The organism is Streptomyces sp. NPDC004629 (assembly GCF_042873595.1).
Classification (GTDB): Bacteria; Actinomycetota; Actinomycetes; order Streptomycetales; family Streptomycetaceae; genus Streptomyces.
The window spans coordinates 62,929-86,375 of the sequence record NZ_JBIALO010000032.1 but is presented as its reverse complement, the minus strand read 5'-3'; the positions used below and the strand labels follow the sequence as shown (position 1 = coordinate 86,375).

At 71.6% G+C, this 23,447-nt stretch carries 18 protein-coding genes; 10 read left to right on the top strand and 8 right to left on the bottom strand.

Going from position 1 to position 23,447, the window contains the following annotated elements; genetic code table 11:
- Positions 1–47: 47 nt before the first annotated feature.
- Complete coding sequence (locus tag ACFYTE_RS34880) at positions 48–1,100, bottom strand: carbohydrate kinase family protein (RefSeq protein WP_388719283.1); 1,053 nt, start codon at positions 1,098–1,100, stop codon at positions 48–50.
- 128 nt (positions 1,101–1,228) lie between these two features.
- On the opposite strand from ACFYTE_RS34880, the gene ACFYTE_RS34875 reads away from it, so the two are divergent.
- The 3 genes from ACFYTE_RS34875 to ACFYTE_RS34865 are packed head-to-tail and all read left to right on the top strand — an operon-like array spanning position 1,229 to position 6,411.
- On the top strand, positions 1,229–1,993 hold the full coding sequence (locus ACFYTE_RS34875) for a DeoR/GlpR family DNA-binding transcription regulator (protein ID WP_388719311.1): 765 nt from the start codon (positions 1,229–1,231) through the stop codon (positions 1,991–1,993).
- Positions 1,990–3,327 (top strand): 6-phospho-beta-glucosidase, encoded by a 1,338-nt coding sequence (locus ACFYTE_RS34870; RefSeq protein ID WP_388719281.1) that lies wholly within the window; start codon positions 1,990–1,992, stop codon positions 3,325–3,327. The genes ACFYTE_RS34875 and ACFYTE_RS34870 overlap by 4 nt, the downstream gene beginning before the upstream one ends.
- Before the next feature lie 33 nt (positions 3,328–3,360).
- Positions 3,361–6,411 (top strand): alpha-mannosidase, encoded by a 3,051-nt coding sequence (locus ACFYTE_RS34865; RefSeq protein ID WP_388719279.1) that lies wholly within the window; start codon positions 3,361–3,363, stop codon positions 6,409–6,411.
- Positions 6,412–6,688: 277 nt separating this feature from the next.
- Here the strand turns inward: ACFYTE_RS34865 and ACFYTE_RS34860 are convergent, their stop codons facing one another.
- From ACFYTE_RS34860 to ACFYTE_RS34845, 4 genes are all read right to left on the bottom strand, one after another.
- Positions 6,689–7,792: an ATP-grasp domain-containing protein gene (locus ACFYTE_RS34860; RefSeq protein WP_388719277.1), complete on the bottom strand. Its 1,104-nt coding sequence runs from the start codon at positions 7,790–7,792 to the stop codon at positions 6,689–6,691.
- Between the two features lie 306 nt (positions 7,793–8,098).
- Positions 8,099–8,326: a hypothetical protein gene (locus tag ACFYTE_RS34855; RefSeq protein ID WP_388719275.1), complete on the bottom strand. Its 228-nt coding sequence runs from the start codon at positions 8,324–8,326 to the stop codon at positions 8,099–8,101.
- Between the two features lie 219 nt (positions 8,327–8,545).
- Positions 8,546–9,112 (bottom strand): toxin-antitoxin system, toxin component, encoded by a 567-nt coding sequence (locus ACFYTE_RS34850; RefSeq protein WP_388719273.1) that lies wholly within the window; start codon positions 9,110–9,112, stop codon positions 8,546–8,548.
- A gap of 14 nt (positions 9,113–9,126) precedes the next feature.
- The gene (locus tag ACFYTE_RS34845; RefSeq protein WP_388719271.1) at positions 9,127–9,783 is read right to left on the bottom strand and encodes a helix-turn-helix domain-containing protein; all 657 of its coding nucleotides are present in this window, start codon (positions 9,781–9,783) and stop codon (positions 9,127–9,129) included.
- A 232-nt stretch (positions 9,784–10,015) separates the two neighbouring features.
- Here ACFYTE_RS34845 and ACFYTE_RS34840 point away from each other — a divergent pair, with 232 nt between their 5' ends.
- The 7 genes from ACFYTE_RS34840 to ACFYTE_RS34810 all read left to right on the top strand — a co-directional run bounded on the left by ACFYTE_RS34840 (position 10,016) and on the right by ACFYTE_RS34810 (position 19,479).
- Positions 10,016–10,687 (top strand): hypothetical protein, encoded by a 672-nt coding sequence (locus ACFYTE_RS34840; RefSeq protein ID WP_388719269.1) that lies wholly within the window; start codon positions 10,016–10,018, stop codon positions 10,685–10,687.
- 424 nt (positions 10,688–11,111) lie between these two features.
- Positions 11,112–12,110, top strand: a complete 999-nt coding sequence (locus ACFYTE_RS34835; protein WP_388719267.1) for a LacI family DNA-binding transcriptional regulator — start codon at positions 11,112–11,114, stop codon at positions 12,108–12,110.
- Between the two features lie 123 nt (positions 12,111–12,233).
- Positions 12,234–13,586 carry an ABC transporter substrate-binding protein gene (locus ACFYTE_RS34830; protein ID WP_388719265.1) on the top strand — a complete coding sequence of 451 codons (1,353 nt, stop codon included), beginning with the start codon at positions 12,234–12,236 and terminating at the stop codon, positions 13,584–13,586.
- A 5-nt stretch (positions 13,587–13,591) separates the two neighbouring features.
- Positions 13,592–14,545, top strand: coding sequence for a carbohydrate ABC transporter permease (locus tag ACFYTE_RS34825; RefSeq protein ID WP_388719263.1), 954 nt, complete (start codon positions 13,592–13,594; stop codon positions 14,543–14,545).
- Entirely contained in the window at positions 14,542–15,417 is an 876-nt protein-coding gene (locus ACFYTE_RS34820) for a carbohydrate ABC transporter permease (protein ID WP_388719261.1), read from the top strand. The genes ACFYTE_RS34825 and ACFYTE_RS34820 overlap by 4 nt, the downstream gene beginning before the upstream one ends.
- A gap of 30 nt (positions 15,418–15,447) precedes the next feature.
- Positions 15,448–17,055 carry a glycoside hydrolase family 13 protein gene (locus tag ACFYTE_RS34815; protein WP_388719259.1) on the top strand — a complete coding sequence of 536 codons (1,608 nt, stop codon included), beginning with the start codon at positions 15,448–15,450 and terminating at the stop codon, positions 17,053–17,055.
- A gap of 246 nt (positions 17,056–17,301) precedes the next feature.
- Positions 17,302–19,479: a discoidin domain-containing protein gene (locus ACFYTE_RS34810; RefSeq protein WP_388719257.1), complete on the top strand. Its 2,178-nt coding sequence runs from the start codon at positions 17,302–17,304 to the stop codon at positions 19,477–19,479.
- Positions 19,480–20,524: 1,045 nt separating this feature from the next.
- On the opposite strand, the gene ACFYTE_RS34805 is transcribed toward ACFYTE_RS34810, so the two are convergent.
- From ACFYTE_RS34805 to ACFYTE_RS34795, 3 genes are all read right to left on the bottom strand, one after another.
- Positions 20,525–20,932 (bottom strand): beta-ketoacyl synthase N-terminal-like domain-containing protein, encoded by a 408-nt coding sequence (locus tag ACFYTE_RS34805; RefSeq protein WP_388719255.1) that lies wholly within the window; start codon positions 20,930–20,932, stop codon positions 20,525–20,527.
- The gene (locus tag ACFYTE_RS34800) at positions 20,929–22,128 is read right to left on the bottom strand and encodes an NAD(P)/FAD-dependent oxidoreductase (RefSeq protein WP_388719253.1); all 1,200 of its coding nucleotides are present in this window, start codon (positions 22,126–22,128) and stop codon (positions 20,929–20,931) included. Before ACFYTE_RS34800 ends, ACFYTE_RS34805 begins: the two co-directional genes overlap by 4 nt.
- A 68-nt stretch (positions 22,129–22,196) precedes the next feature.
- The gene (locus ACFYTE_RS34795; RefSeq protein ID WP_388719251.1) at positions 22,197–23,447 is read right to left on the bottom strand and encodes a DegT/DnrJ/EryC1/StrS family aminotransferase; all 1,251 of its coding nucleotides are present in this window, start codon (positions 23,445–23,447) and stop codon (positions 22,197–22,199) included.

The following is a 23,447-nucleotide window of genomic DNA, read 5'->3' as shown; positions in this document are numbered from 1 at the left end:
TCCCACCGCCTTTCGGATCTGTTCGGGACTTCGCATGCGTACGCGGGTCAGCACGGCCGCGCGGGCGGGGTGACGGGGGCGTGGCGCACGGGAGGGCCGGGGTCGGCCGGCAGCCGGTCCGCGAGGAAGCCGTACGCCGCGGTCAGTTCCGGGTCGGTGAGCGAGCGCCACCAGCCATCCACGCCGTACCAGCCGGGGGCCGCAAGGGCGCCGCCGTGCCGGCGCACCGAGAGTCCGGCCGCAAGGACCGCGAACCGCAGCCGCTCGGCCAGCGGCCAGCCGCCGAGCGAGGCCGCGACGAAGCTCGCGCCGAAGACGTCCCCGGCGCCGGTGGCGTCCAGCACATCGGTGTCGAGGGCCGGGACGTCCGCGTACTCGCCGGTCGTCTGGTCGACCGCGACCGCGCCGTCGCCGCCGCGGGTCACGACGGCCACCGGCACCAGGTCGGCGAGCGCGCCGAGCGCGGCGGCCGGGCTGTCGGTGCGGGTGTAGGCCATCGCCTCGGCCTCGTTGGGCAGGAAGGCGTGGCACAGGGCGAGTTGGCCGAGCAGGTCGCGGGACCACTGCCGGGTGGGGTCCCAGCCGACGTCGGCGAAGATGCGGGTGCCGTTCGCGGCGGCCTTGGCGAGCCAGGCGCGCGGTTCTGCCTCCAGGTGGACCAGGGCGGTGCGGGCCGCGGGCGGGTCGCCCATGAGCGCGTCCTGGGAGTACGGCGGTTCCTGACCGTGGGTGACCAGGGCCCGGTCGTGCACGGGGGCCGCGCCGGCCCGGCCGGGGGTGCGGGGCAGGGCGAGGGAGACGGTGACCGGGGTGGGCCAGCCGTCCGCCGTGCGGGACAGCGCGAGGTCCACGCCCTCCTGGCCGGCCAGGATCTGCCGGCAGTGGGCGCCGTAGAAGTCGTCACCGAAGACCGTGGCGAGCGAGGTGCGCAGCCCGAACCGGGCGGCGGCCACGGCGAGGTTGGCGATGCCGCCCGGGCCGCAGCCCATCCCGGTCGTCCAGATCTCCTCGCCCGGTGTGGGCGGGCCGTCGAGACCCGTGAGGACGAGGTCGTAGAAGAGCAGCCCGGTCAGCAGCACATCGGGCCGGTCGTCGTCCACGCGATCGTCCTCTCGTCAGAACCGTTCACATTCGGTGCACGGAATCGTGCGCTGCTCTTCGACTTCGGTCAATAGCCGAGCAGAACTGAGCATAGAAATGATTGAAGATGACGAGTACTGTGCGTGTCGTGCTGGCAGAACGACGACATCAACTCATCCTGCGGGCCCTGCGCTCCGGCGGCCCCGCGGCCGTGACCGATCTCTCCGAGCAGCTGGGCGCGAGCCCCGCCACCATCCGGCGCGACCTGGTCAAACTGGAGGAGGACGGCCTGCTCACCCGGGTGCACGGCGGCGCCGTCGCCGAGGAGGGCGACCAGCCCTTCGCCGAGGTGGCCGAGGTGCGGGTGCCCGCCAAGGACGCCATAGCCGAGCGCGCCGCGGCGCTCGTCCAGGACGGCCAGTCGGTGCTGCTCGACATCGGCACCACCGCCTACCGGCTGGCCCGCCGGCTGCACGGCCGCCGCCTCACCGTGATCACCAGCAACCTTGTGGTCTACGAGGAACTGGCCGACGACGAGGGCATCGAACTGGTGCTGCTCGGCGGCATGGTCCGCCGCGAGTACCGCTCCCTGGTCGGCTTCCTCACCGAGGACAACCTGCGCCAGCTGCACGCCGACTGGCTCTTCCTCGGGACCAGCGGGGTGCGGCCGGGCGGCCAGGTGATGGACACGACGGTGGTCGAGGTGCCGGTCAAGCGGGCCATGATCGGGGCAGGTGACAAGGTCGTCCTGCTCGCCGACGCGGCGAAGTTCCCCGGCACGGGAATGGCGAAGGTCTGCGGGCCGGAGGACCTGGACATGGTGGTGACCGACGCGCCGGTGGACACCGTGACCCGGTCCGCGTTGCAGGATGCCGGGGTCGAGGTGCTGGTGGCGAAAGAGGTGACGGCGTGAGACTCACGATTCTCGGCGGCGGCGGATTCCGGGTGCCGCTCGTGTACGGGGCCCTGCTGACGGACCGCGCGGCGGGCCGGGTCACCCAGGTCGTGCTGCACGACCTGGACGCCGCGCGGCTGTCCGCGGTGACCCGGGTGCTCGCCGAACAGGCCGCAGGGGTGCCCGGCGCGCCCGAGGTGAGCGCCACCACCGACCTCGACGAGGCGCTGCGCGGCGCCGACTTCGTCTTCTCCGCGATCCGCGTCGGCGGCCTCGCGGGCCGGGCGGACGACGAGCGGGTGGCCCTCGCCGAGGGCGTCCTCGGCCAGGAGACGGTCGGCGCGGGTGGCATCGCCTACGGCCTGCGCACCGTCCCCGTCGCCGTGGACATCGCGCGCCGTGTGGCCCGGCTGGCACCGGACGCCTGGGTCATCAACTTCACCAACCCGGCCGGCCTGGTCACCGAGGCGATGTCCCGCCACCTCGGCGACCGCGTCATCGGCATCTGCGACTCACCGGTCGGCCTCGGCCGGCGCATCGCCCGCGTGCTCGGCGCCGACCCGCGGCAGGCGTGGATCGACTACGTCGGCCTCAACCACCTCGGCTGGGTGCGCGGCCTGCGCGTCGCCGGCCGCGACGAACTCCCGCGCCTGCTCGCCGACCCCCGGCTGCTCGGCTCGTTCGAGGAGGGCAAGCTGTTCGGCGCCGACTGGCTCAGGTCGCTGGGCGCGATCCCCAACGAGTACCTGCACTACTACTACTTCAACCGGGAGACCGTCCGCGCCTACCAGGAGGCCCGGCAGACCCGCGGCGCCTTCCTCCGCGACCAGCAGGCGCGCTTCTACGCGCAGGTGAAGGACCCGGCCGCCGCGGCCCTCGCGGCCTGGGAAGACACCCGGGCCGAGCGTGAGGCGACGTACATGGCCGAGAACCGGGAGACGGCGGGCGCGGGCGAACGCGACGCCGACGACCTCTCCGGCGGGTACGAGAAGGTGGCCCTCGCCCTGATGCGGGCCATCGCCCGCGACGAGCGCACCACCCTGATCCTCAACGTCCGCAACCGCGCCACCCTGTCCGCGCTGGACGCCGAGGCCGTCATCGAGGTGCCCTGTCTGGTCGACGCGAACGGCGCCCACCCGGTCGCCGTCGACCCGCTGCCCACCCACGCCACCGGTCTGGTCTGCGCCGTCAAGGCGGTCGAGCGTGAGGTGCTGTCCGCCGCCGAGTCCGGCTCCCGGGCGCGGGCCGTGACGGCGTTCGCGCTGCATCCGCTGGTCGACTCGGTCAACGTGGCCCGCAGGCTGGTCGAGGGATACACCGAGGTCCATCCCGGCCTGTCCTACCTCAAGTAAGCGCCGCCCGGCCCCGCTCTCTGGAGACTTTCCATGCACGACGAACGCCGCCGGATCGAGGAGCGCGTGGAGCGCCTCCACAACCAGCGCATCAAGCCAGCCCTGTACGCGGCCACCGTGCCCCTCGACATCGCGGCCTGGCAGGCGCCGGGGGAGCCCGTCCCGTTCGCCGAGGCCGCCGCCGCCCCCTACGAGCCCTTCGTGACGGGCACCCCCTGGGGCCCGCCCTGGGGCACCACCTGGTTCCGGATGCACGGCCGGGTGCCCGAGAACTGGGCGGGCCGGCGCGTCGAGGCCGTCATCGACCTCGGCTTCGTCGGCGACTGGCCCGGCAACCAGGCCGAGGCCCTGGTGCACCTGCCCGACGGCACCCCGCTGAAGGCGGTCAACCCGCTCAACCAGTACGTGCCGATCGCCCACCCCGCAGGCGGCGGCGAACGGGTCGACTACCTGGTCGAGGCGGCCTCCAACCCGGACATCCTGGCGAACGACTTCGCCGGACCGACGCCGCTCGGCGATGTGCTCACCGCCGGGGACGCGCCCCTGTACACCTTCCGCCGCGCCGACCTCGCCGTCCTCGACGAGGACGTCTTCCACCTCGACCTTGACCTCCACGTGCTGCGCGAACTGATGGCGGAGCTGGGCGAGCACGAGCCGCGCCGGCACGAGATCATGCACGCGCTGGACCACGCGATGGACCTGCTCGACCTCGACGACATCGCCGGCTCGGCGCCCGCCGTGCGCGCCGCGCTCGCGCCCGTGCTCGCCAGACCCGCCCACGCCAGCGCCCACATCGTCTCCGGTGTCGGGCACGCCCACATCGACTCCGCCTGGCTGTGGCCCATCCGCGAGACCAAGCGCAAGACGTCCCGCACCTTCTCCAACGTGACCGCGCTGGCCGACGAGTACGAGGAGTTCGTCTTCGCCTGCTCACAGGCCCAGCAGTACGAGTGGGTGCGCGACGCCTACCCGAAGGTGTGGGCCCGCATCCAGGAGGCGGTCGAGCGCGGCCAGTGGGCGCCGGTCGGCGGCATGTGGGTGGAGGCCGACGGCAACCTGCCCGGCGGCGAGGCCCTGGCCCGCCAGCTGATCCACGGCAAGCGGTTCTTCATCGAGCACTTCGGGATCGAGACGAAGGGCGTGTGGCTGCCGGACTCCTTCGGCTACACCGCGGCCTATCCGCAGCTCGCCAAGCTGGCCGGCAACGAGTGGTTCCTCACCCAGAAGATCTCCTGGAACCAGACCAACGCCTTCCCCCACCACACCTTCTGGTGGGAGGGCATCGACGGCACCCGCATCTTCACGCACTTCCCGCCGGTCGACACCTACAACGCCTGCTTCAGCGGGGAGGAGATGGCCCGCGCCGTCCGCAACTACCGGGAGAAGGGCGGCGCCACCCGCTCGCTCGCGCCCTTCGGCTGGGGCGACGGCGGCGGCGGCCCCACCCGCGAACTCATGGAACGGGCCCGCCGGCTGCGCGACCTGGAGGGCTCACCGAAGGTCGAGGTGGAACACCCGGACGCGTTCTTCGCCAAGGCCCGCGCCGAGTACGAGGACGCCCCCGTCTGGGTCGGCGAGCTGTACCTGGAGCTGCACCGGGCGACGTACACCTCGCAGGCGCGCACCAAGCAGGGCAACCGGCGCAGTGAACACCTGCTGCGCGAGGCGGAGCTGTGGGCGACGACCGCCGCCCTGCACGCGCCGGGTTACGCCTACCCCCACGAGCAGCTGGACCGGCTGTGGAAGACGGTCCTGCTGTACCAGTTCCACGACATCCTGCCGGGCTCCTCCATCGCCTGGGTGCACCGTGAGGCGGAGGCCGAATACGCCCGTGTCGCACAGGAGTTGGAGACGCTGACGGCCGAGGCTATGGCCGCGCTGGGCGGTGGCGGGGCACGGGTGTTCAACACCAGCCCCTTCGACCGCGCCGAGGTGGTCCGCACGGCCGACGGCACTCCGGTGTATGTGCGGGTGCCCGCGCACGGCAGCGCCGCGCTGACCGGGACCGGCACGCCGCCGTGTCCGGTCGAGGTCTCGCAGCGGGTGCTCGACAACGGCCTGGTGCGCGTCGAGGTCGCCGCGGACGGCACCCTGGCCTCCGTGCGCGACCTGCGGGCGGGCCGCGAGGTCCTCGCCGACCGGGGCAACCTGCTGCGCCTGCACACCGACCTGCCCAACTACTGGGACGCCTGGGACATCGACAAGCACTACCGCAACCGCTACACCGACCTGCTGGAGCCGGACTCGGTGACCGTCGTCGAGCGGGACCCGTTGATCGGCGCCATCCGGGTGGAGCGCTCCTTCGGCAAGGGCTCCAGGATCACCCAGACGATCACCGTCCGGGCCGGCAGCCCCCGCATCGACTTCGAGACCGAGATCGACTGGCACGAGGCGGAGAAGATCCTCAAGGCGGGTTTCCCGGTCGACATCCGGGCGCCGCACTCCAGTGCCGAGATCCAGTTCGGCCACATCCAGCGGCCCACCCACACCAACACCAGCTGGGAGGCGGCCCGCTTCGAGGTCTCCGGCCACCGCTGGGTGCACATCGCCGAGCCCGGCTACGGCGTCGCCGTCATCAACGACTCGACCTACGGCCACGACGTCACCCGCACCGTCCGCGCGGACGGCGGGACGACGACCACGGTCCGGCTCAGCCTGGTCCGCGCCCCGCGGGTCCCGGACCCGGGGGCCGACCAGGGCAGGCACCGCTTCACCTACTCCCTGCTCCCCGGTGCGAGCATCGAGGACGCGGTCGCCGAGGGATACGCGCTCAACCTGCCACTGCGGTCGGCGGACTCGGCGGGCGCCCCGCGGCCGGTGGTCTCCACCGAGGGCGACGGCGTCACCGTGGAGGCGGTGAAGCTCGCCGACGACGGCTCCGGCGATGTGATCGTGCGGATCTACGAATCCCGCGGCGGCCGGTCCGGCGGCCTGCTACGCACCGGCTTCCCCCTGGCCGAAGCCCACCTCACCGACCTACTGGAACGCCCGCTGGGCCCCACGGACACGCACGGAAACACCGTCCCCGTAACCCTACGACCGTTCGAGATCCAAACCCTACGCCTCACCGTCGACGGCACATGACCGCCCGTTAAGCCCCTTCCCCGTACAGCGGGCTGCCGACGCCCGCGCCCCGTCAGGGGCGCGGGGAACGGCGCGACCAGCCACAACCCAGCCGCACCCGCCGAACACCCCCGCCCTCCCGTCGCTGGGGCGCCCCTTCCCCGTGCCGCGGATCGCCGACGGCCCAGGGCCCCGTCAGGGGCGCGGGGAACGGCGCGACCAGCCACAACCCAGCCGCACCCGCCCCACGCACCCCGCCCTCCCATCGCTGGGGCGCGACCGCCCGGCAGGGACACGCTCAGCCCAACGGCAACGCCACAGCCGCGGAAACCGCCGGAGGCAACGGCTCGGTCTCCTCCAGCCGTTGCCGGTCGACCGGCACGCCCCGCACCGGACGCGGCCCCGACACCACCGTGTAGTCCTGCCCGAGGAACGGCGGCACGATCTGACCGGGGTCCTCCCCGAGCGCCAACTGCACCGCCGCCCAAGGGGCGTTGATGCCGCACAGGGACAGCTGGTACAGGCCGCCCGCGGGCCGGGTGTTGACGTCGAGCAGCACCGGCCGGTCGCCGTACATCCGGAACTGGATGTTGGACAGATGGTGCAGCCCGAAGCCCTCGGCGATCAGCCGGGCCGGCTCAAGCCACTGTTCATGGAGTGTGAACCCGCGACGGCGGCCGTTCTTGGTGCGGCCGACGGCCAGCCGGACCCGGTTGTCCGGCCCGGTCAGGCAGTCCACGGACACCTCCGGCTGCTCCAGGCGCGGCATCACCAGCCAGTCCACCAGGTGGTCGGCCCGGCGGAGCGCCGAAACGACCAGGTCCAGCTGGACGTAGGGCCCGGGGAACCCGCCGAGATGCAGCAGCGAGAAGGGGCTGCGGGTGATCACGCGGAAGCCCGTCCCGCCGGCGCCGCAGGCCGGTTTGAAGCACGCCTTGTGCCCGCCCGCCTCCAACTCCTCGACCGCGGCGATGAGTTCGTCGGCCGTCCGGACCCGCTGGAACGGCGGCACCGGCACCCCCACCGAGTGGACCGCCTCGTACGCGGTCGCCTTGTCCTCGAAGACGGCGATGGCCTGCGGGGTCGGCGCCAGCAGCGCCGTACCGGCCGCCTCGAACTCGGCGCGGTGCGCCACGATCGCCGCCTGGTGCAGCCGGGGCACGAACACGTCGATGCCGCGCCGGGCGCACTGGTCCAGCGCGTACTCGACGTACCCGGCCGGGGACAGGCCCTCGGGTTCCGGTTCGGCGGTGTCGGCGGCGGCGAGCACGGGGGAGTCGGCGTCCCCGTGCGTGGCATGGATCTCGACCGCGCGGTCGCTCGGATTTCTGCGCAGCTGATCCATGAAGAACACGTTCTCCGCGTACGTGCGGTTGAGCCAGACGCGTACGCGAGAGAGCATGCAGGCCGCCTTTCGGGGTTTTCGGGCAGGGCGCAGCGGCCCGTGCCCGGGCAAGGTGGTGGGAGGGACACCGAACCGCCCGTGCTGAGGGAGATCGGGACGGTGGTGTTGGGGCGATCATACGACTTTCCGGAGGCCCGTCTGCAACGCGCGTGTTACGGATTCCCCCATGCCGGGTGTCGGTTCTTGCGCACCCCGGATCCCGCCGTTCGGACGCCCGCCGCCGACGCTGCGTCCGCACGGCGGCGGTGTCACCGGGGGCGCCTCAGCAGGGCGCGACCCGCGCGGCGCGGGCGCCGCCGCTCCTCAGGGCCGCGGGCACCAGGTGTGCAGCAGCCGGAAGAACGCCTCCTCGTTGCCGACGAGTCCCGCGTCCGTCATCGCCTGTTCCGCCTCGGCGAGCACATGGGGTGGGACCAGGAACGGCCGGCCGCCGTCCGGTGGGCCGTCGAAGGCCGCGCGCACCGTATGGAGCAGCCGGAGATAGGCCTGTACGGCGGTACGCTCGCGGTCGGTCAGTACGGCGGTGGGCATTGGTCGGCTCTCCCCGGGTCGGCTCTGCGGTCACGCGCCGGGACGGCGCGTGCGCCGCGCGTGGCGGCGGCGTCCCTCCAGCTTGCCGTCCACCACTGACAACGCCGTCCGTCCACACCCGTTGTCGCCCGCTCGGCCGAGCCGGAACCTCGGAGGCACCCGCCGCGGGCCGTGCGGCCGGGCACCCCGCCCCCGGCCGCGCAGCCGCGCACCGTGGGGTCAGCCCTGGGGGCCGCGGTAGCCCAGGGACGCCTCGATCCGGCCCGCCAGGTGGTCGCGTTGCGCGGGGCCGCGCAGCGCCGAACCCGTCAGCCGCGTACGGCACTTGCTGGCGAGGAGCAGGCCGAAGGCCTCGGCCTCGCGCTCGTCGTGGAGGTCGGAGCGGGTGCGTGCGGCGACCCGGTGCACCGCCGCCTGGAGGGCGGCCCGGCCGGCGTCGTCGACGCTGTCGCCGAGCAGCCGCGCGGTCACGGCCGCGCCGCCGACCAGGTGGCCGCGGTGCCCGGCCTGCATGTGCCACAGCTCATGGCCGAGGATCACCAACTGGTGGTCGGGCGCGGTGCGTTCCTCGATCACGATGAGGTCCTGGTCCGTCATGTCCAGCCACAGCCCGCTCGCCGTCCCGGTCGGGAAGACGGCCGTACGGAAGTGGACGGGCCGGCCGCGGCGGTGGCTCATCGCGTCGCACAGCGCGGTGTAAAGGTCCCGCGGACGGGCAGGCGTGGGCAGTGTCAGTTCTCCGAGCAGCGCCCCGCACAGCCGCCGCATGTCCTTGCCGATGCCCACGTTCCTCCCCCGGCTCACGACTCGGGCCGCTTGACGCTCTCCAGGAGCATGTCCAGCCACTCGGCGACCTTGTCCCGGTGCTGGTCGGTGGGCAGCTGCGCGGCGCGCCAGGCGATGCCCCGCACACCGTGGTCCTGCAGCAGCCGTTCCAGCGGGTCCGCGGCGGCCTCGGCCGCCTCCCGCTCACGGTCGGCGAGCTTTTGCAGCAGTTCCTGCTCGGTGCGCTGGAGGGCGCCCGCGACGGCCTCTGGGTCCTCCGCGGTGAGGAATCCGGCATGCACGCGGAAGAAACGCTGGAGGGCGTCGCAGTGCTCCATGGTGGGCCGGCGATCACCGTTGATGAGGGCCCCGGCCTGCTGCCGGGACATGCCCGCCCCGTCGGCGATCTCCTGCTGGGTGTACTTGCGTCCGTTGGGTTTGAGCCGGGTGCGGCGCAACAGGTCAAGGCGTTGCAGGAAGCGGGCCTGCACATCGGGTTCGCCCGCGGACCGGCCGCTCAGCAGGGCCCTGACGACGGGCTCGGGGACGCCGCAGGCGACCGAGAGCCGCCCGACGTCGAAGACTTCGGGATGCGGCACGCCGAGCCGGTCGGCGAGCGCGGTGACGCGGGCGACGACGGCCGGCAGCTGGGCGGTCGCCGTGGCGCCCGGATCCTCGTAGCCATCCGTCACCGACAGAACTCCTACGTCTCTCAAGGGATTCAGTGCCCTGCCACCAGAGATTGCCGTGAACTTCCCGGAGGGTAGCCCGTGCCTCGAACCCACATCCAGGTCTCGCCACAACTGTGGCCAATTTCAGCCGTCAACGGCCACGAAATGCCACGATAGTTGACATGACTGTCGTCGGGGCAGCAGGATCACATCGCCGCGTGAAGGCCGCATAGGCAAGAGGGGTGACCTCCCGATGGCATATCAGGCAGGTGGGCAGCGGCCGGCGCCGCGGCTGGTCCCCGAGGGCCGCGAGGCCCAGGCGTACCTCCAGGACTACGGCACGCTCCTCGAATCGGTCCCGTTCCCGTCCCTCGTCGTAGACCACCGCTGGGACGTGGTCCTCACCAACGGCGCGTTCGAGACGCTTTTCCGCGGGATCGGCCCGCATCCCACGGCCATGCCCGGTGACAACTTCCTCCGCTTCGTGCTGTTCCACCCGGACGCGGGCACGGTCCTCAGGGAGCGCGAGTCGAGCTGGGGCCTGCCGATGCTGGCCCACTTCAAGCGTGCCCTGGAGCGGTACGCCCACGACCACGGGCTCCAGGCGATCCGCCGGGAGATCGCCCAGGACCCGATCATGGAGGCGGCCTTCCGGCAGGGCCTGCCGCACTGGATCCGCGCGGTCGGCGAGGGTGCCGCCGAGCACGACGGCGCCATCCGCCCGCTGCTGCACCCGGACCCGCGCTGGGGCGCGACCGACTGCCGGTTCGTGAACGACACCGCGAAGACCCTCCGGGAACTCGGCTACACCCGTTTCACGCTCGTGCTGCGCGACTCCCGCCGCCGGGCGGTCACCGCGCGCCGCCCGCGTCGCACCCGTGGCGCGGCCACCCATCTGACCGTCGTACCCACCCCGGAGCCCTGACCCGGCACCGCCGGCGTTCAGGTCGCCGACGGCGCCGGGCGGGTCCGCCGCGCGCCGGCTAGGCCCGCCGTCACGACGTCTGCCGTCACCGCCGGCACCAGCGGCACGCCACGGCAGGGCACGAGCCGTGTCACGCCGGACGGCCGCCTCCAGCGCGGTGCCCGCCACGGCGGCCTCCGCCCGGCGGGTGGGCTCCGCCGCGCTGCGTACGACGGTGCGATGCGTACGACGGTGCGATGTGCAAGTCAGGCGCGCAGCAGGCTCATGGTGGCCATGACGGCGACGTGCACGACCGCGGGCCGGGGGTGGGTGGGGGAGACCCCGGGAGCCCCGGGCCGTCGGTGACCCGGGGCAGCCATGGTCGGGGTGCTTGCCCGAGCCTCTTATGCAAGCAGCTTGCGTAACTTGCGCTACCCTTGCGGGCATGACACGACGACTTGCGGAAGTGGCCAAGAAGGTCGGGGTCAGCGAGGCCACGGTCAGCCGGGTGCTCAACAGCAAGCCCGGAGTCTCCGAGGCCACCCGGCAGGCGGTGCTGTCCGCCCTCGACGTCCTCGGCTACGAGCGGCCGACCCAGCTGCGCGGTGAACGGGCCCGGCTCGTCGGCCTCGTCCTGCCCGAGCTGCAGAACCCCATCTTCCCGGCGTTCGCCGAGGCCATCGGGGGCGCGCTGGCCCAGCTCGGGCTCACCCCGGTGCTGTGCACCCAGACCAAGGGCGGCGTCTCCGAGGCGGACTACGTCGACCTGCTGCTGCAACAGCAGGTCTCCGGCGTCGTGTTCGCCGGCGGCCTGTACGCGCAGGCGGACGCGCCGCACGACCACTACCGGCGGCTCGCCGACCGCAACATCCCGGTGGTGCTCGTCAACGCGGCCATCGACGACCTCGGTTTCCCAGGAGTGTCGTGCGACGACGCGGTCGCCGTGGAGCAGGCCTGGCGGCACCTGGCCTCCCTCGGGCACGAGCGGATCGGTCTGGTGCTCGGGCCGGGCGATCACGTTCCGTCGGCGCGCAAGCTCGCGGCCGCCCGCGCCCTCGCGGGCGGGCTGCCCGACGCACACGTGGCCCGCGCGATCTTCTCCATCGAGGGCGGCCACGCGGCCGGGGCCAAGCTGATCGACCGCGGGGTCACCGGTTTCATCTGCGCCAGCGACCCGCTCGCGCTGGGCGTCGTACGGGCCGCCCGGCGCAAGGGACTCGATGTGCCCGCACAGGTCTCCGTCGTGGGCTACGACGACTCCGCGCTGATGAACTGCACGGAACCGCCGCTGACCACGGTCCGCCAGCCCATCGAGTCGATGGGCCGGGCCGCGGTCGAGCTGCTCAACGCGCAGATCGGTGGCACCTCCGTACCGGCCGACGAGCTGCTGTTCGAGCCGGAACTGGTGGTCCGTGGCTCCACCGCGCAAGCACCGCGTGCCTGAGATCCAGCAGATCCCCTGCAGCGACTGTCGAATAATTACAGATTCTGCGCGACATCTTGCGAAGCGCTGTCGCCGGTGCTTGAGTGTGAGGCGCCCACAGCTCCTGTCCAGAGGGGTCCACCGATGTCAAGCACCGGCTTCCGCCGCACCTTTGTCGCGATCGGCGTCTGTTCCTCCCTTGCCCTCGCCGCCTCGGCCTGCGGGTCGTCCGACGACGAGTCGGCCGGCGGCAAGACCCGCATCACCGTCAACTGCGAGCCGCCCAAGAGCGCCAAGGTCGATCGGAAGTTCTTCGAGGAGGACATCGCCTCCTTCGAGAAGAAGAACCCGGACATCGACGTCGTCGCACGCGACGCCTTCCCCTGCCAGGACCCGAAGACATTCGACGCGAAACTGGCCGGCGGCCAGATGGAGGACGTCTTCTACACCTACTTCACCGACGCCAGGCACGTCGTGGACATCGACCAGGCCGCCGATCTCACCCCGTACGTCAAGGAGCTGAAGAGCTACGAGACCATCCAGCAGCAGCTGCGCGACATCTACACCGTCGACGGGAAGGTCTACGGCATTCCGCGCACCGGCTACTCGATGGGCCTGATCTACAACCGCACGCTCTTCGAGAAGGCGGGCCTCGACCCCGACAAGCCGCCGGCCACCTGGGAGGAGGTCCGCGCCGACGCCAAGAAGATCGCCGCGCTCGGCGGCGGCACCGTCGGCTACGCCGACTACAGCGCCCAGAACCAGGGCGGCTGGCACTTCACCGCCGAGCTGTACTCGCAGGGCGGCGACGTCGTCAGCACCGACGGCAAGAAGGCCACCGTCGACACCCCCGAGGGCCACGCCGTCCTGCAGAACCTGCACGACATGCGCTGGAGCGACGACTCGATGGGCAGCAAGCAGCTCCTCATCATCAACGACGTGCAGCAGATGATGGGTTCGGGCAAGCTCGGCATGTACCTCGCCGCCCCCGACAACATCCCGATCCTCGTCAAGGAGAAGGGCGGCGACTACAAGGACCTGGCGCTCGCCCCGATGCCCGGCGGCAAGGCCACGCTCATCGGCGGCGACGGCTACATGGTCAACAAGAAGGCCACGCCCGAGCAGATCCGGGCCGGACTCAAGTGGCTCGACCACATGTTCCTCACCCCGGGCTCCGGCTTCCTCGGCGACTACGCCCGCGCCCGGCAGAACGACGCCCCGGTCGGCCTCCCGGAGCCGCGCCTGTTCACCGGAGCGGCCGACGCCGAGGACCAGGAGATCAAGAAGGCCAACGCCAACGTCCCGGTGGGGAACTACCGGGCCTTCCTCGACGGCAACCAGAACCTCCGGATGAAGATCGAGCCGCCGAACGCCCAGCAGATCTACTCCGTCCTCGACGGGGTCGTCTCCGCCGTCCTCACCAAGAAGGAAGCGAACATCGACCAGCTCCTCAAGGACGCCTCCGGCAAGATCGACGGCATTCTGGCCCGGAGCTGACCGCGATGACGAAGACGGCAGCGCGGCGGGACGCCCCGGCGATCGCCGCACGCCCCCTTCCGGCGCCGCCCCCGGTAGGGGGCCGGGGGCGGCGCCTCCTCCAAGACCAGCTCCAGGCCTACGGATTCCTCCTCGGCGGCCTCGTCTGCTTCGCCCTGTTCTCCTGGTACCCGGCGATCCGCGCGGTCGTGATCGCCTTCCAGAAGTACACACCGGGCTCCCCGCCCGAGTGGGTCGGCACCGCCAACTTCACCCGCGTCCTGCACGATCCGGAGTTCGCGGCGGCCTGGCGCAACACGCTCACCTTCACCCTGCTCGCCCTGCTCATCGGCTTCGCGATCCCGTTCGTCCTCGCCCTGGTGCTCAACGAACTGCGGCACGCCAAGGCCTTCTTCCGGGTCGTGGTCTACCTGCCGGTGATGATCCCGCCGGTGGTCAGCGCCCTGCTGTGGAAGTGGTTCTACGACCCGGGGGCCGGCCTCGCCAACGAGGCGCTGCGCCTCCTGCACCTGCCGACCTCCACCTGGTCCAACGGCACCGACACCGCCCTGGTCTCCCTGGTGATCGTGGCGACCTGGGCCAACCTGGGCGGCACCGTGCTGATCTACCTGGCCGCTCTCCAGTCCATCCCCGGCGAGCTGTACGAGGCGGCCGAACTGGACGGCGCGAACCTCCTGCAGCGGGTGCGGCACGTGACGATCCCGCAGACCAGGTTTGTCATCCTCATGCTGATGCTCCTTCAGATCATCGCCACCATGCAGGTGTTCACGGAGCCGTTCGTCATCACGGGCGGCGGCCCGGAGAACGCCACGGTCACCGTCCTGTACCTCATCTACAAGTACGCCTTCCTCTACAACGACTTCGGCGGCGCCTGCGCGCTCAGCGTGATGCTCCTGGTCCTGCTCGGGGCGTTCTCCGCCGTCTATCTCAGGCTCACCCGCTCGGAGGGGGACGCATGAGCACCCGGACCCTCGTCTCCCCGTCCGTCCTGGCCCGGCCGCGCGGCAAGGCCGTCTACTGGAGCGTGTTCACCGGCGTCGTCGTGCTCTTCGTGCTCGCCTTCCTCTTCCCCGTCTACTGGATGGTGACCGGCGCGATGAAGTCGCCGGACGAGGTGGCACGGACCCCGCCCACCCTCGTCCCGGAGCGCTGGCACATCGACGGCTTCACCGACGCCTGGGACCTCATGCAGCTGCCGCAGCACCTGGGGAACACGGTGGTGCAGGCCGCCGGCGCCTGGGCGTTCCAGCTGGTGTTCTGCACGGCCGCCGCCTACGCCCTGGCCAAACTGAGACCCGCCTTCGGCAAGGTGGTCCTCGGCGGCATCCTGGCCACCCTGATGGTCCCGGCCCAGGCCCTGGTCGTACCGAAGTACCTGACGGTCGCCGATCTGCCGCTGCTCCACACCAGCCTGCTCAACGACCCCCTCGCGATCTGGCTGCCGGCCGTCGCCAACGCCTTCAACCTCTATCTCCTCAAGCGGTTCTTCGACCAGCTCCCGCGGGACGTCCTGGAGGCCGCCGAGATCGACGGCGCCGGAAAGCTGCGCACCCTGTGGTCCATCGTGCTGCCCATGTCCCGGCCGGTCCTCGGCGTGGTCTCGATCTTCGCGCTGGTCGCCGTGTGGCAGGACTTCCTGTGGCCGCTGATGGTCTTCTCCGACACCGACAAACAGCCGATCAGCGTGGCCCTGGTCCAGCTGTCCCAGAACATCCAGCTGACCGTGCTGGTCGCCGCCATGGTGATCGCCAGCATCCCCATGGTCGTCCTGTTCCTCGTCTTCCAGCGGCACATCATCGCCGGGATCAGCGCCGGCAGCACCAAGGGCTGACACGGCCCCCTCGACAGAAAGGCACGCACTGTGGGACAGCCCACCCAGGCCCGCGAGCAGACCGACTGGTGGCGCTCCGCCGTCATCTACCAGGTCTACGTGCGTAGTTTCGCCGACGGCGACGGGGACGGCACCGGGGACCTCGCGGGAGTCCGCGCGAAGCTCCCCTACCTCGCCGAACTCGGCGTGGACGCGCTGTGGTTCAACCCGTGGTACCTGTCGCCGATGAAGGACGGCGGCTACGACGTCGCCGACTACCGGGCCATCGACCCGGCCTTCGGGACCCTCGCGGAGGCGGAGAAGCTGATCTCGGAGGCCCGGGAGCTGGGCATCCGCACCATCGTCGACGTCGTACCGAACCACGTCTCCGACCAGCACCCCTGGTTCCGCGCCGCGCGCGCCGCGCCACCGGGCAGCCCCGAACGCGAACTGTTCCACTTCCGGCCCGGGGGCGGCGAGCAGGGCGAACTGCCGCCCAACGACTGGCCGTCCCAGTTCGCCGGCTCCACCGAACCGGTGTGGACCCGGCTGCCCGACGGCGACTGGTACCTGCACCTGTTCACGCCCGAGCAGCCCGACCTCAACTGGGCTCACCCGGCGGTCCGTCAGGAACACGAGGACATCCTGCGCTTCTGGTTCGAGCGGGGCGTCGCGGGTGTCCGCATCGACTCGGCGGCCCTGCTCGCCAAGGACCCCGCGCTGCCGGACTTCACCGAGGGGCAGGACCCCCACCCGTTCGTCGACCGCGACGAACTCCACGACATCTACCGCTCCTGGCGGTCCGTCGCCGACGCCTACGACGGCGTCTTCGTCGGCGAGGTGTGGCTGCCCGACCCCGAGCGCTTCGCCCGCTACCTGCGACCCGACGAACTCCACACCGCCTTCAACTTCTCCTTCCTGTCGTGCCCCTGGGACGCCGGGCGGCTGCGGGACTCGATCGACACGACGCTCGCCGAGCACGCCCCGGTGGGTGCCCCGGCCACCTGGGTGCTGTGCAACCACGACGTGACCCGCACCGTCACCCGTTACGGCCGTGCGGACACCGGCTTCGACTTCGCCGCCAAGGCCTTCGGCACCCCGACCGACCTCGCCCTGGGCACCCGGCGCGCCCGGGCCGCCGCGCTGCTGTCCCTGGCCCTGCCCGGCGCGGTCTACCTCTACCAGGGCGAGGAACTGGGCCTGCCCGAGGCCGACATACCGATCGACCGCATCGAGGACCCGATGTACTTCCGCTCCGGCGGCACCGACCCGGGCCGCGACGGCTGCCGGGTGCCGCTGCCCTGGGTGGCCGAGGCGCCGTACGCGGGCTTCGGATCCCGGCAGGAGCCCTGGCTGCCGCAGCCGGCCGGCTGGGCCGACTACGCCGCCGACCGGCAGCAGCGGGACCCCGCCTCGATGCTCGCCCTGTACCGCGCGGCGATCCGGCTGCGCGCCGCCTTCGGGCACGGTCCGCTGACCTGGCTGCCCGCCCCCGAGGGCGTCCTCGCCTTCACTCGCGCGCAGGGCGCCACCTGTGTGGTGAACCTCGCCGCGGCCCCCGCCGACCTGCCCGCGCACAGTGAACTCCTGCTCACCAGCGGCCCGCTGGACGGCGCGGGCCGACTGCCCCAGGACACGGCGGCCTGGCTGCACACCTGAGCCGCCCTGAGCCGCCGACACCTCCCCACTGTCCCCGTCCACCGGCCCCCTGTCCCCGTCCACCGGCCCCACCGCTGTCCCCGTCCACCGGACCCGCCGCTGTCCCCGTCCACCGGCCCCCTGCCGTTCCCGTCCGGCGCACGCCCGCAATCCCCGCCCACCGCACCCCCGGCCATGTCCCTCCACGGCACCCCGCTGTCCCGCACCTCGCTCATCCCCGCACCCCCACCACGAAGGGATCAGCACATGCTCAGCAGCACCCGCAGAACCGTCAGGCGCATGCCGGCCATCGGCACGGCCGTCGCCCTCGCGGCCGGCATGCTCGTCACCCTCGCGCCGTCCGCGCACGCGGCGGCGGGCGCCACCCTGCCGTTCACCTCGGTCGAGGCCGAGTCGGCGACCACCACCGGCACCAGGATCGGCCCCGACCACACCCAGGGCACACTCGCCTCCGAGGCCTCCGGCCGCCAGGCCGTGCGGCTCACCTCGGGCCAGCGCGTCGAGTTCACCGTGCCGCGCGCGGCCAACGCGGTGAACGTCGCCTACAGCGTCCCGGACGGCCAGCTTGGCACCCTCGACGTGTACGTCAACGGGCAGCGGCTGGCGAAGACGCTCACGGTCACCGCCAAGTACTCCTACATCGACACCGGCTGGATCCCGGGCGCCAGGACCCACCACTTCTTCGACAATGCCCGGCTGCTGCTCGGCCAGAACGTGCAGGCGGGCGACAAGGTCGCCTTCCAGTCGACGGGCACCCAGGTCACCGTGGACGTCGCCGACTTCGAGCAGGTGGCCGCCGCGGCCACCCAGCCCGCCGGATCGGTCTCCGTCACCTCCAAGGGCGCCGACCCCAGCGGCAGCGGCGACTCCACCCAGGCCTTCCGGGACGCCATCGCCGCCGCGCAGGGCGCAGTGGTCTGGATTCCGCCGGGCGACTACCGGCTGACCTCGTCGCTCGGCGGTGTGCAGAACGTGACGCTGCAGGGCGCCGGCAGCTGGCACTCCGTCGTACACACCTCCCGCTTCATCGACCAGTCCGCCTCCTTGGGCAACGTCCACATCAAGGACTTCGCGGTCATCGGCGAGGTCACCGAACGCGTCGACTCCAGCCCCGACAACTTCGTCAACGGGTCGCTGGGACCGAACAGTTCGGTGTCCGGCATGTGGATCCAGCACGTCAAGGTCGGTCTGTGGCTGACGGGCAACAACGACAACCTGGTCGTCGAGAACAACCGCATCCTCGACACCACCGCCGACGGCCTCAACCTCAACGGCAACGCCAAGGGCGTCCGGGTCCGCAACAACTTCCTGCGCAACCAGGGCGACGACTCGCTCGCCATGTGGTCGCTGTACGCGCCGGACACCGACAGCAGCTTCGAGAACAACACCATCTCGCAGCCCAACCTCGCCAACGGCATCGCCGTCTACGGCGGCACGAACATCGCCGTGAAGAACAACCTGATCTCCGACACCAACGCCCTCGGCAGCGGTATCGCGATCTCCAACCAGAAGTTCCTCGACCCCTTCTCCCCGCTGGCCGGCACCATCACCGTCGACGGCAACACCCTCGTGCGCACCGGTGCCATGAACCCGAACTGGAACCACCCGATGGGCGCGCTGCGGGTGGACTCGTACGACAGCGCCATCAACGCGACCGTCAACATCACCAACACCACCATCACCGACAGCCCCTACAGCGCCTTCGAGTTCGTCTCCGGCGGCGGCCAGGGCCACCCGGTCCGGGGCGTCACCGTGGACGGCGCGACGGTGCGCAACACCGGTACCGTCGTCGTCCAGGCCGAGGCCCAGGGCGCCGCCACCTTCCGCAACGTCACCGCCACCGCGGTCGGTGCCGCCGGCATCTACAACTGCCCCTACCCGACGGGCTCCGGCTCCTTCACCCTGACCGACGCCGGCGGCAACTCCGGCTGGAGCAGCACCTGGTCGGACTGCGCTGGCTGGCCCCAGCCGGGCCAGGGCAACCCCGACCCCGATCCGGCCCGCAACCTGGCCAAGGGCCGCCCCGCCACCGCCACCGGCTCCGTGGACGTCTACACACCCGGCAGGGCGGTCGACGGCGACGCGAACAGCTACTGGGAGTCCACCAACAACGCCTTCCCGCAGTCCCTGACGGTCGACCTCGGGTCCGCGCAGGCGGTGCGCCGCCTGGTGCTGAAGCTGCCGCCGTCCGCGGCCTGGGGCGCACGCACCCAGACCATCACCGTGCTCGGCAGCACCGACGGCCAGAACTACGCCACAGTGGCCGGCGCACAGGGCTACCACTTCGACCCGGCCACCGGCAACACGGTCACCGTCTCCCTGCCGAGCGGCACCAGCCTGCGCCACCTGCGGCTGACCGTCGGCGCCAACTCCGGCTGGCCCGCAGGGCAGTTCAGCGAGGTGGAGGCCTACCTGACGCCCTGACCCGACCCACCGCCCCGCGCTTCGCCACCCACGTCCCCACAGCCCGGCGAAGCGCGGACCCAGCCACGCGTGCGACGCCCGCCGGACAGCGCGCCTGGAGCGCAGTGTGCCTGTGGGCTGGGCGTCGCGCACGGGCCGAGGTCCAGCGGCCCGGCCCGTCCTGCGGCGCGGCGGGCACCCGGTCGCCGTAGCGGGCGAGGTCCCCCGCTGGACACCGGGCCGGCGCGGCTGCGCCCGCTTCTCCTCGGGCAGCGGCTCGCGGTCCGGCCCGCGCCCGTGCGAAGACCCGGCTTACACGGGTGTCGAGGACGGCGCGCCGCCGCCGGTACGCGTACGAGGCCGCGACCGCGCCCACGCTGAGCCCGTGCCCGTCCGCGCGAGTGCACATGGGTGTCGAGGACGGCGCGCCGCTGCCGGTACGCGGACGAGGCCATGACCGCGGCCACGCTGAGCCCGTGCCCGTCCGCGCGAGTGCACATGGGTGTCGAGCATGGCGCGCCGCTGCCGGTACGCGGACGAGGCCATGACCGCGGCCACGCTGAACCCGTGCCCGTCCGCGCGAGTGCACATGGGTGTCGAGGACGGCGCGCCGCTGCCGGTACGCGTACGAGGCCGCGACCGCGCCCACGCTGAGCCCGTGCCCGTCCGCGCGAGTGCACATGGGTGTCGAGGACGGCGAGCCGCTGCCCGTACGCGCACGAGGCCACGACCGCTGCCCACGCCGAACCGATACCGGGGCGCGGGGGTGCGCGCCCGCAGCGTGCCGGCCCGCCCCGACGCGTCACGCATCCCCTCCGATCCCGGGGCTCCCCGCAGCATCGCGATCCGCCGGGTCGCCGTACAGCGAGCACGGTCCGCTTCCGCCCAGGACCGAGGACGAGACCGATGCGGGCGCCCGGCTCCCGGGCCGCGGCGGGGCGAACCGGCTTGTGCCCGACGGAACCAATGGCCTCCGCCGCCTCCACCGGGCTGCCGGCGTGATGGTCCGGTCGGACCCGTCGGGCGCCCGCGCCTCCCTGTACCGCCGACTTTCACATCGACGCCATCACGCCCTTCTCTGGCGTTCGCTGCTCTTGGAACACTCGCACGGCGCACCTTCCGTCACACCCCTGACGTTCCGTACGCCAGAGATGAGAGGCCCTTTCCCATGCCCGAAGTCAACCGGCGCAGATTCCTCCAACTCGCGGGCGTTGATCTGGAAGAAGGCGGCGTCGAACAGGTCCGCGCCGTCCAGCGACGCGGCCCGCGGGACATACTCGGGCCGGGAGAACAGCTCGGGCGGGATGCCCTCGGCGGCGAGCGTCTCCTGCGACAGGGTGCTGATCGACTCGACGCCCTCCCGCAGGTTGAGCCAGTACCTGTCCAGGTCCGGCGCCCCCGGGAACCGGCCGGACATGCCGGTGATGGCGACGGCTCCGGCGGTGGTGTCGGATGTGTGGCGCGGGTCGGTCACCGGTCTGCCTCCTGCGGTCCGGTCGGGGCGAGACGTGCGATGTCGAAGTCGGTACGGCCGTCGATGGCCAGGTCGGAGCAGATCCGTCCGATCAGCGGCACGAACTTGAAGCCCCAACCGGAGTTGTAGAGCACGATGTTCCTCCCGCCGGGGACGAGGCCGTCGGCGAGGCCGAGGTAGAACTGGCGGCGCGGATCAGCGGGCAGGACGGCCAAGCAGCTCGACGTGTGCGCGGGTTCCGGGTCGAGGGCAGGCAGGTGGCGCTCCACCCAGGAGCACAGGCGGTCCACGTGACGGGGATCGGGCCGTCCGGTCGCACCCTGCGCGCTGCCCAGGGGGTGCACCTCGAAGTCCGGTCCGAGCCGGACCAGTTCACTGGGCGACCACGGGTTGCGGCCGAAGCCGTAGAACAGGTTCGTGTCCTCCTCGGTCGGCTGCTGGAAGACGAACCAGAACGGGAAGTCCACGTCGGCCGCGCGCCGGCGCAGTGACACCAGCGCCATCTCGTACAGCCGGATGTCGAGGGTCGCGCCGAGCGGCGCCAGCAGGTCGTTGACGCCCGGCCCGTTGGCCAGGACCACGGTGCCGGCGCGGTACGTCTCGCGGTCGGTCCGTACGGTGACGCCGTCGGCGTCGGGCAGGAGTTCCAGGGCGGTCTCCCCGCCGCTCAGCACACACCCCTCGCGCTGGGCGAGGCCGTAGAGCGCGGCCAGAGTGCCCCGCACATCGATGGTGCCGCCATCGGGTTGCAGGAATCCCTCGTAGTGGGAGGGCAGGTCCGTGAACCCGAACCGGTTCTCGATGTCCTTCGCCGTCAGCCACTGGTACGGCACGTCCAGCCTGTCCATGATCCGTGCGGTCGTCGCGATCTGCCCCTCGTTGGTCTCGACGTCGATGTCGCCGAACCACAAGCTGCCGATGTGGTGCACCAGCCGGCGTTCGGCCAGATTCTCCAACCGCCGCCACATGGGCAGGGCCTCCATGGTCAGCCGGAACAGATCCTCCTGCGTGTACTGCAGCCGCCAGTGCCGTTCCGCACCGCTGCTGCCCGCCTGTTCGTTGAAGAATCCGTACCGGTCCAGGACGAGGGTGCGCTGACGCCGGGCTGCCGCGTGCCATGCCGTCGACAGCCCGACGGGGCCGCCACCCACGATCACGATGTCGAAGCGGCTGGGGGAGGAGCCTGTGTTCGTCATGTCTTCGCCGTCCTCAGTCGTCGTGTGGAGGTGGTCCCGCGGTCTCGCACGGCGCCGCGGACGTCAACTCACGGGGAGGCGAGCACGGAGGTGCCGGTTTCGACCTCCGTCAGTACCGCCTCCAGCGCTTCCAGCAGCCATGCCACCTGCTGGTCGGACAGCCCGGGCTGGCAGGGGAGGTTGACCTGTTCCTCGAACCACAGCCGCTCGGCGACCGGGCATTCACCGAGGCGGTGCCCGCGTGCCCGCCACTCGGGCATCAGATGCAGCGGGAAGTAGCGCAGCTGTATCTCCACCCCGCGCCTGACGAGCCGGTCGACGAAGGCGTCCCGGCCGACCCCGCAGCCGGGGTCGAGGAAGAAGGTGTACAAGTGGTAGGCGTTGCGGACGCCGTGCGTCTCCTCGACGGTCCGCACGAACGGGTACCGCTTCAGCAGCGCCGTGATCCGGTGCGCGATGTCCCGGCGCCGTGCGACCAACTCGTCGAGGCGGTCCAACTGGACGACGCCGACCGCCGCGCTCGGCTCCGGCATGGTGGCGTTGGTCCCGGCGTTGAGCACCTCTACGCAGCCGTGGGTGTAGGCGTTCCCGGGGTGCAGCATCCAGTCGGGCGGCACCTCCCGGCCGCCCAGCGGGTGGGGCGATGGTACGAACACGGCGTCGGAGTCGTTTGAACGCATACGGTCCAGACGCTCGGCCCAGGCATCGTTCTGGACCGTCACCATGCCGCCCTCGCCGAGGGTGGTGATGTTCTTGCTGGAGTGGAAACTGAAACAGCCGATGTCACCGAGGGCTCCCGGCGTGCTTCCGCGGTACAGGCTGCCGAGCGCGTGCGCGCAGTCCTCCACCACGACGATTCCGTGGAGCCGCGCGATACTCATGATGCTTTCCATGTCGGCCGGAAGCCCGCCGTAGTGCACCAGGAGAATTGCTTTCGTCCGCTCGCTCACCAGGGATTTGATGCTGTCCGGGTCGGCGTTCAGAGTGGTTCGGTCGATATCGCAGAACCGCACGGTCACCTGGTGTTCCAGTAAGGGCTGCACCGTGGCCTTGTAGGTCTGCGAAGTCGCGATCACCTCGTCGCCGGGGCGCAGACCGAGCACGCTGATCGCGAGCGCCAGGGCCACGGTGCCGCTGGTCACCGACAGGGCGTGGGCGCTGCCGGTCAGCTCGCAGAACCGCTTTTCGAAGGCGGCGCGGTGGATGCCCGCCGACAGCGGACTGTGCGACCGCAGGACGCGTGACACAGCGGCCAGCTCTGCTTCTCCCAGCACACTGCCGCGGGTGGGATACGGAACGAGATAGCTTTGGGACGACAT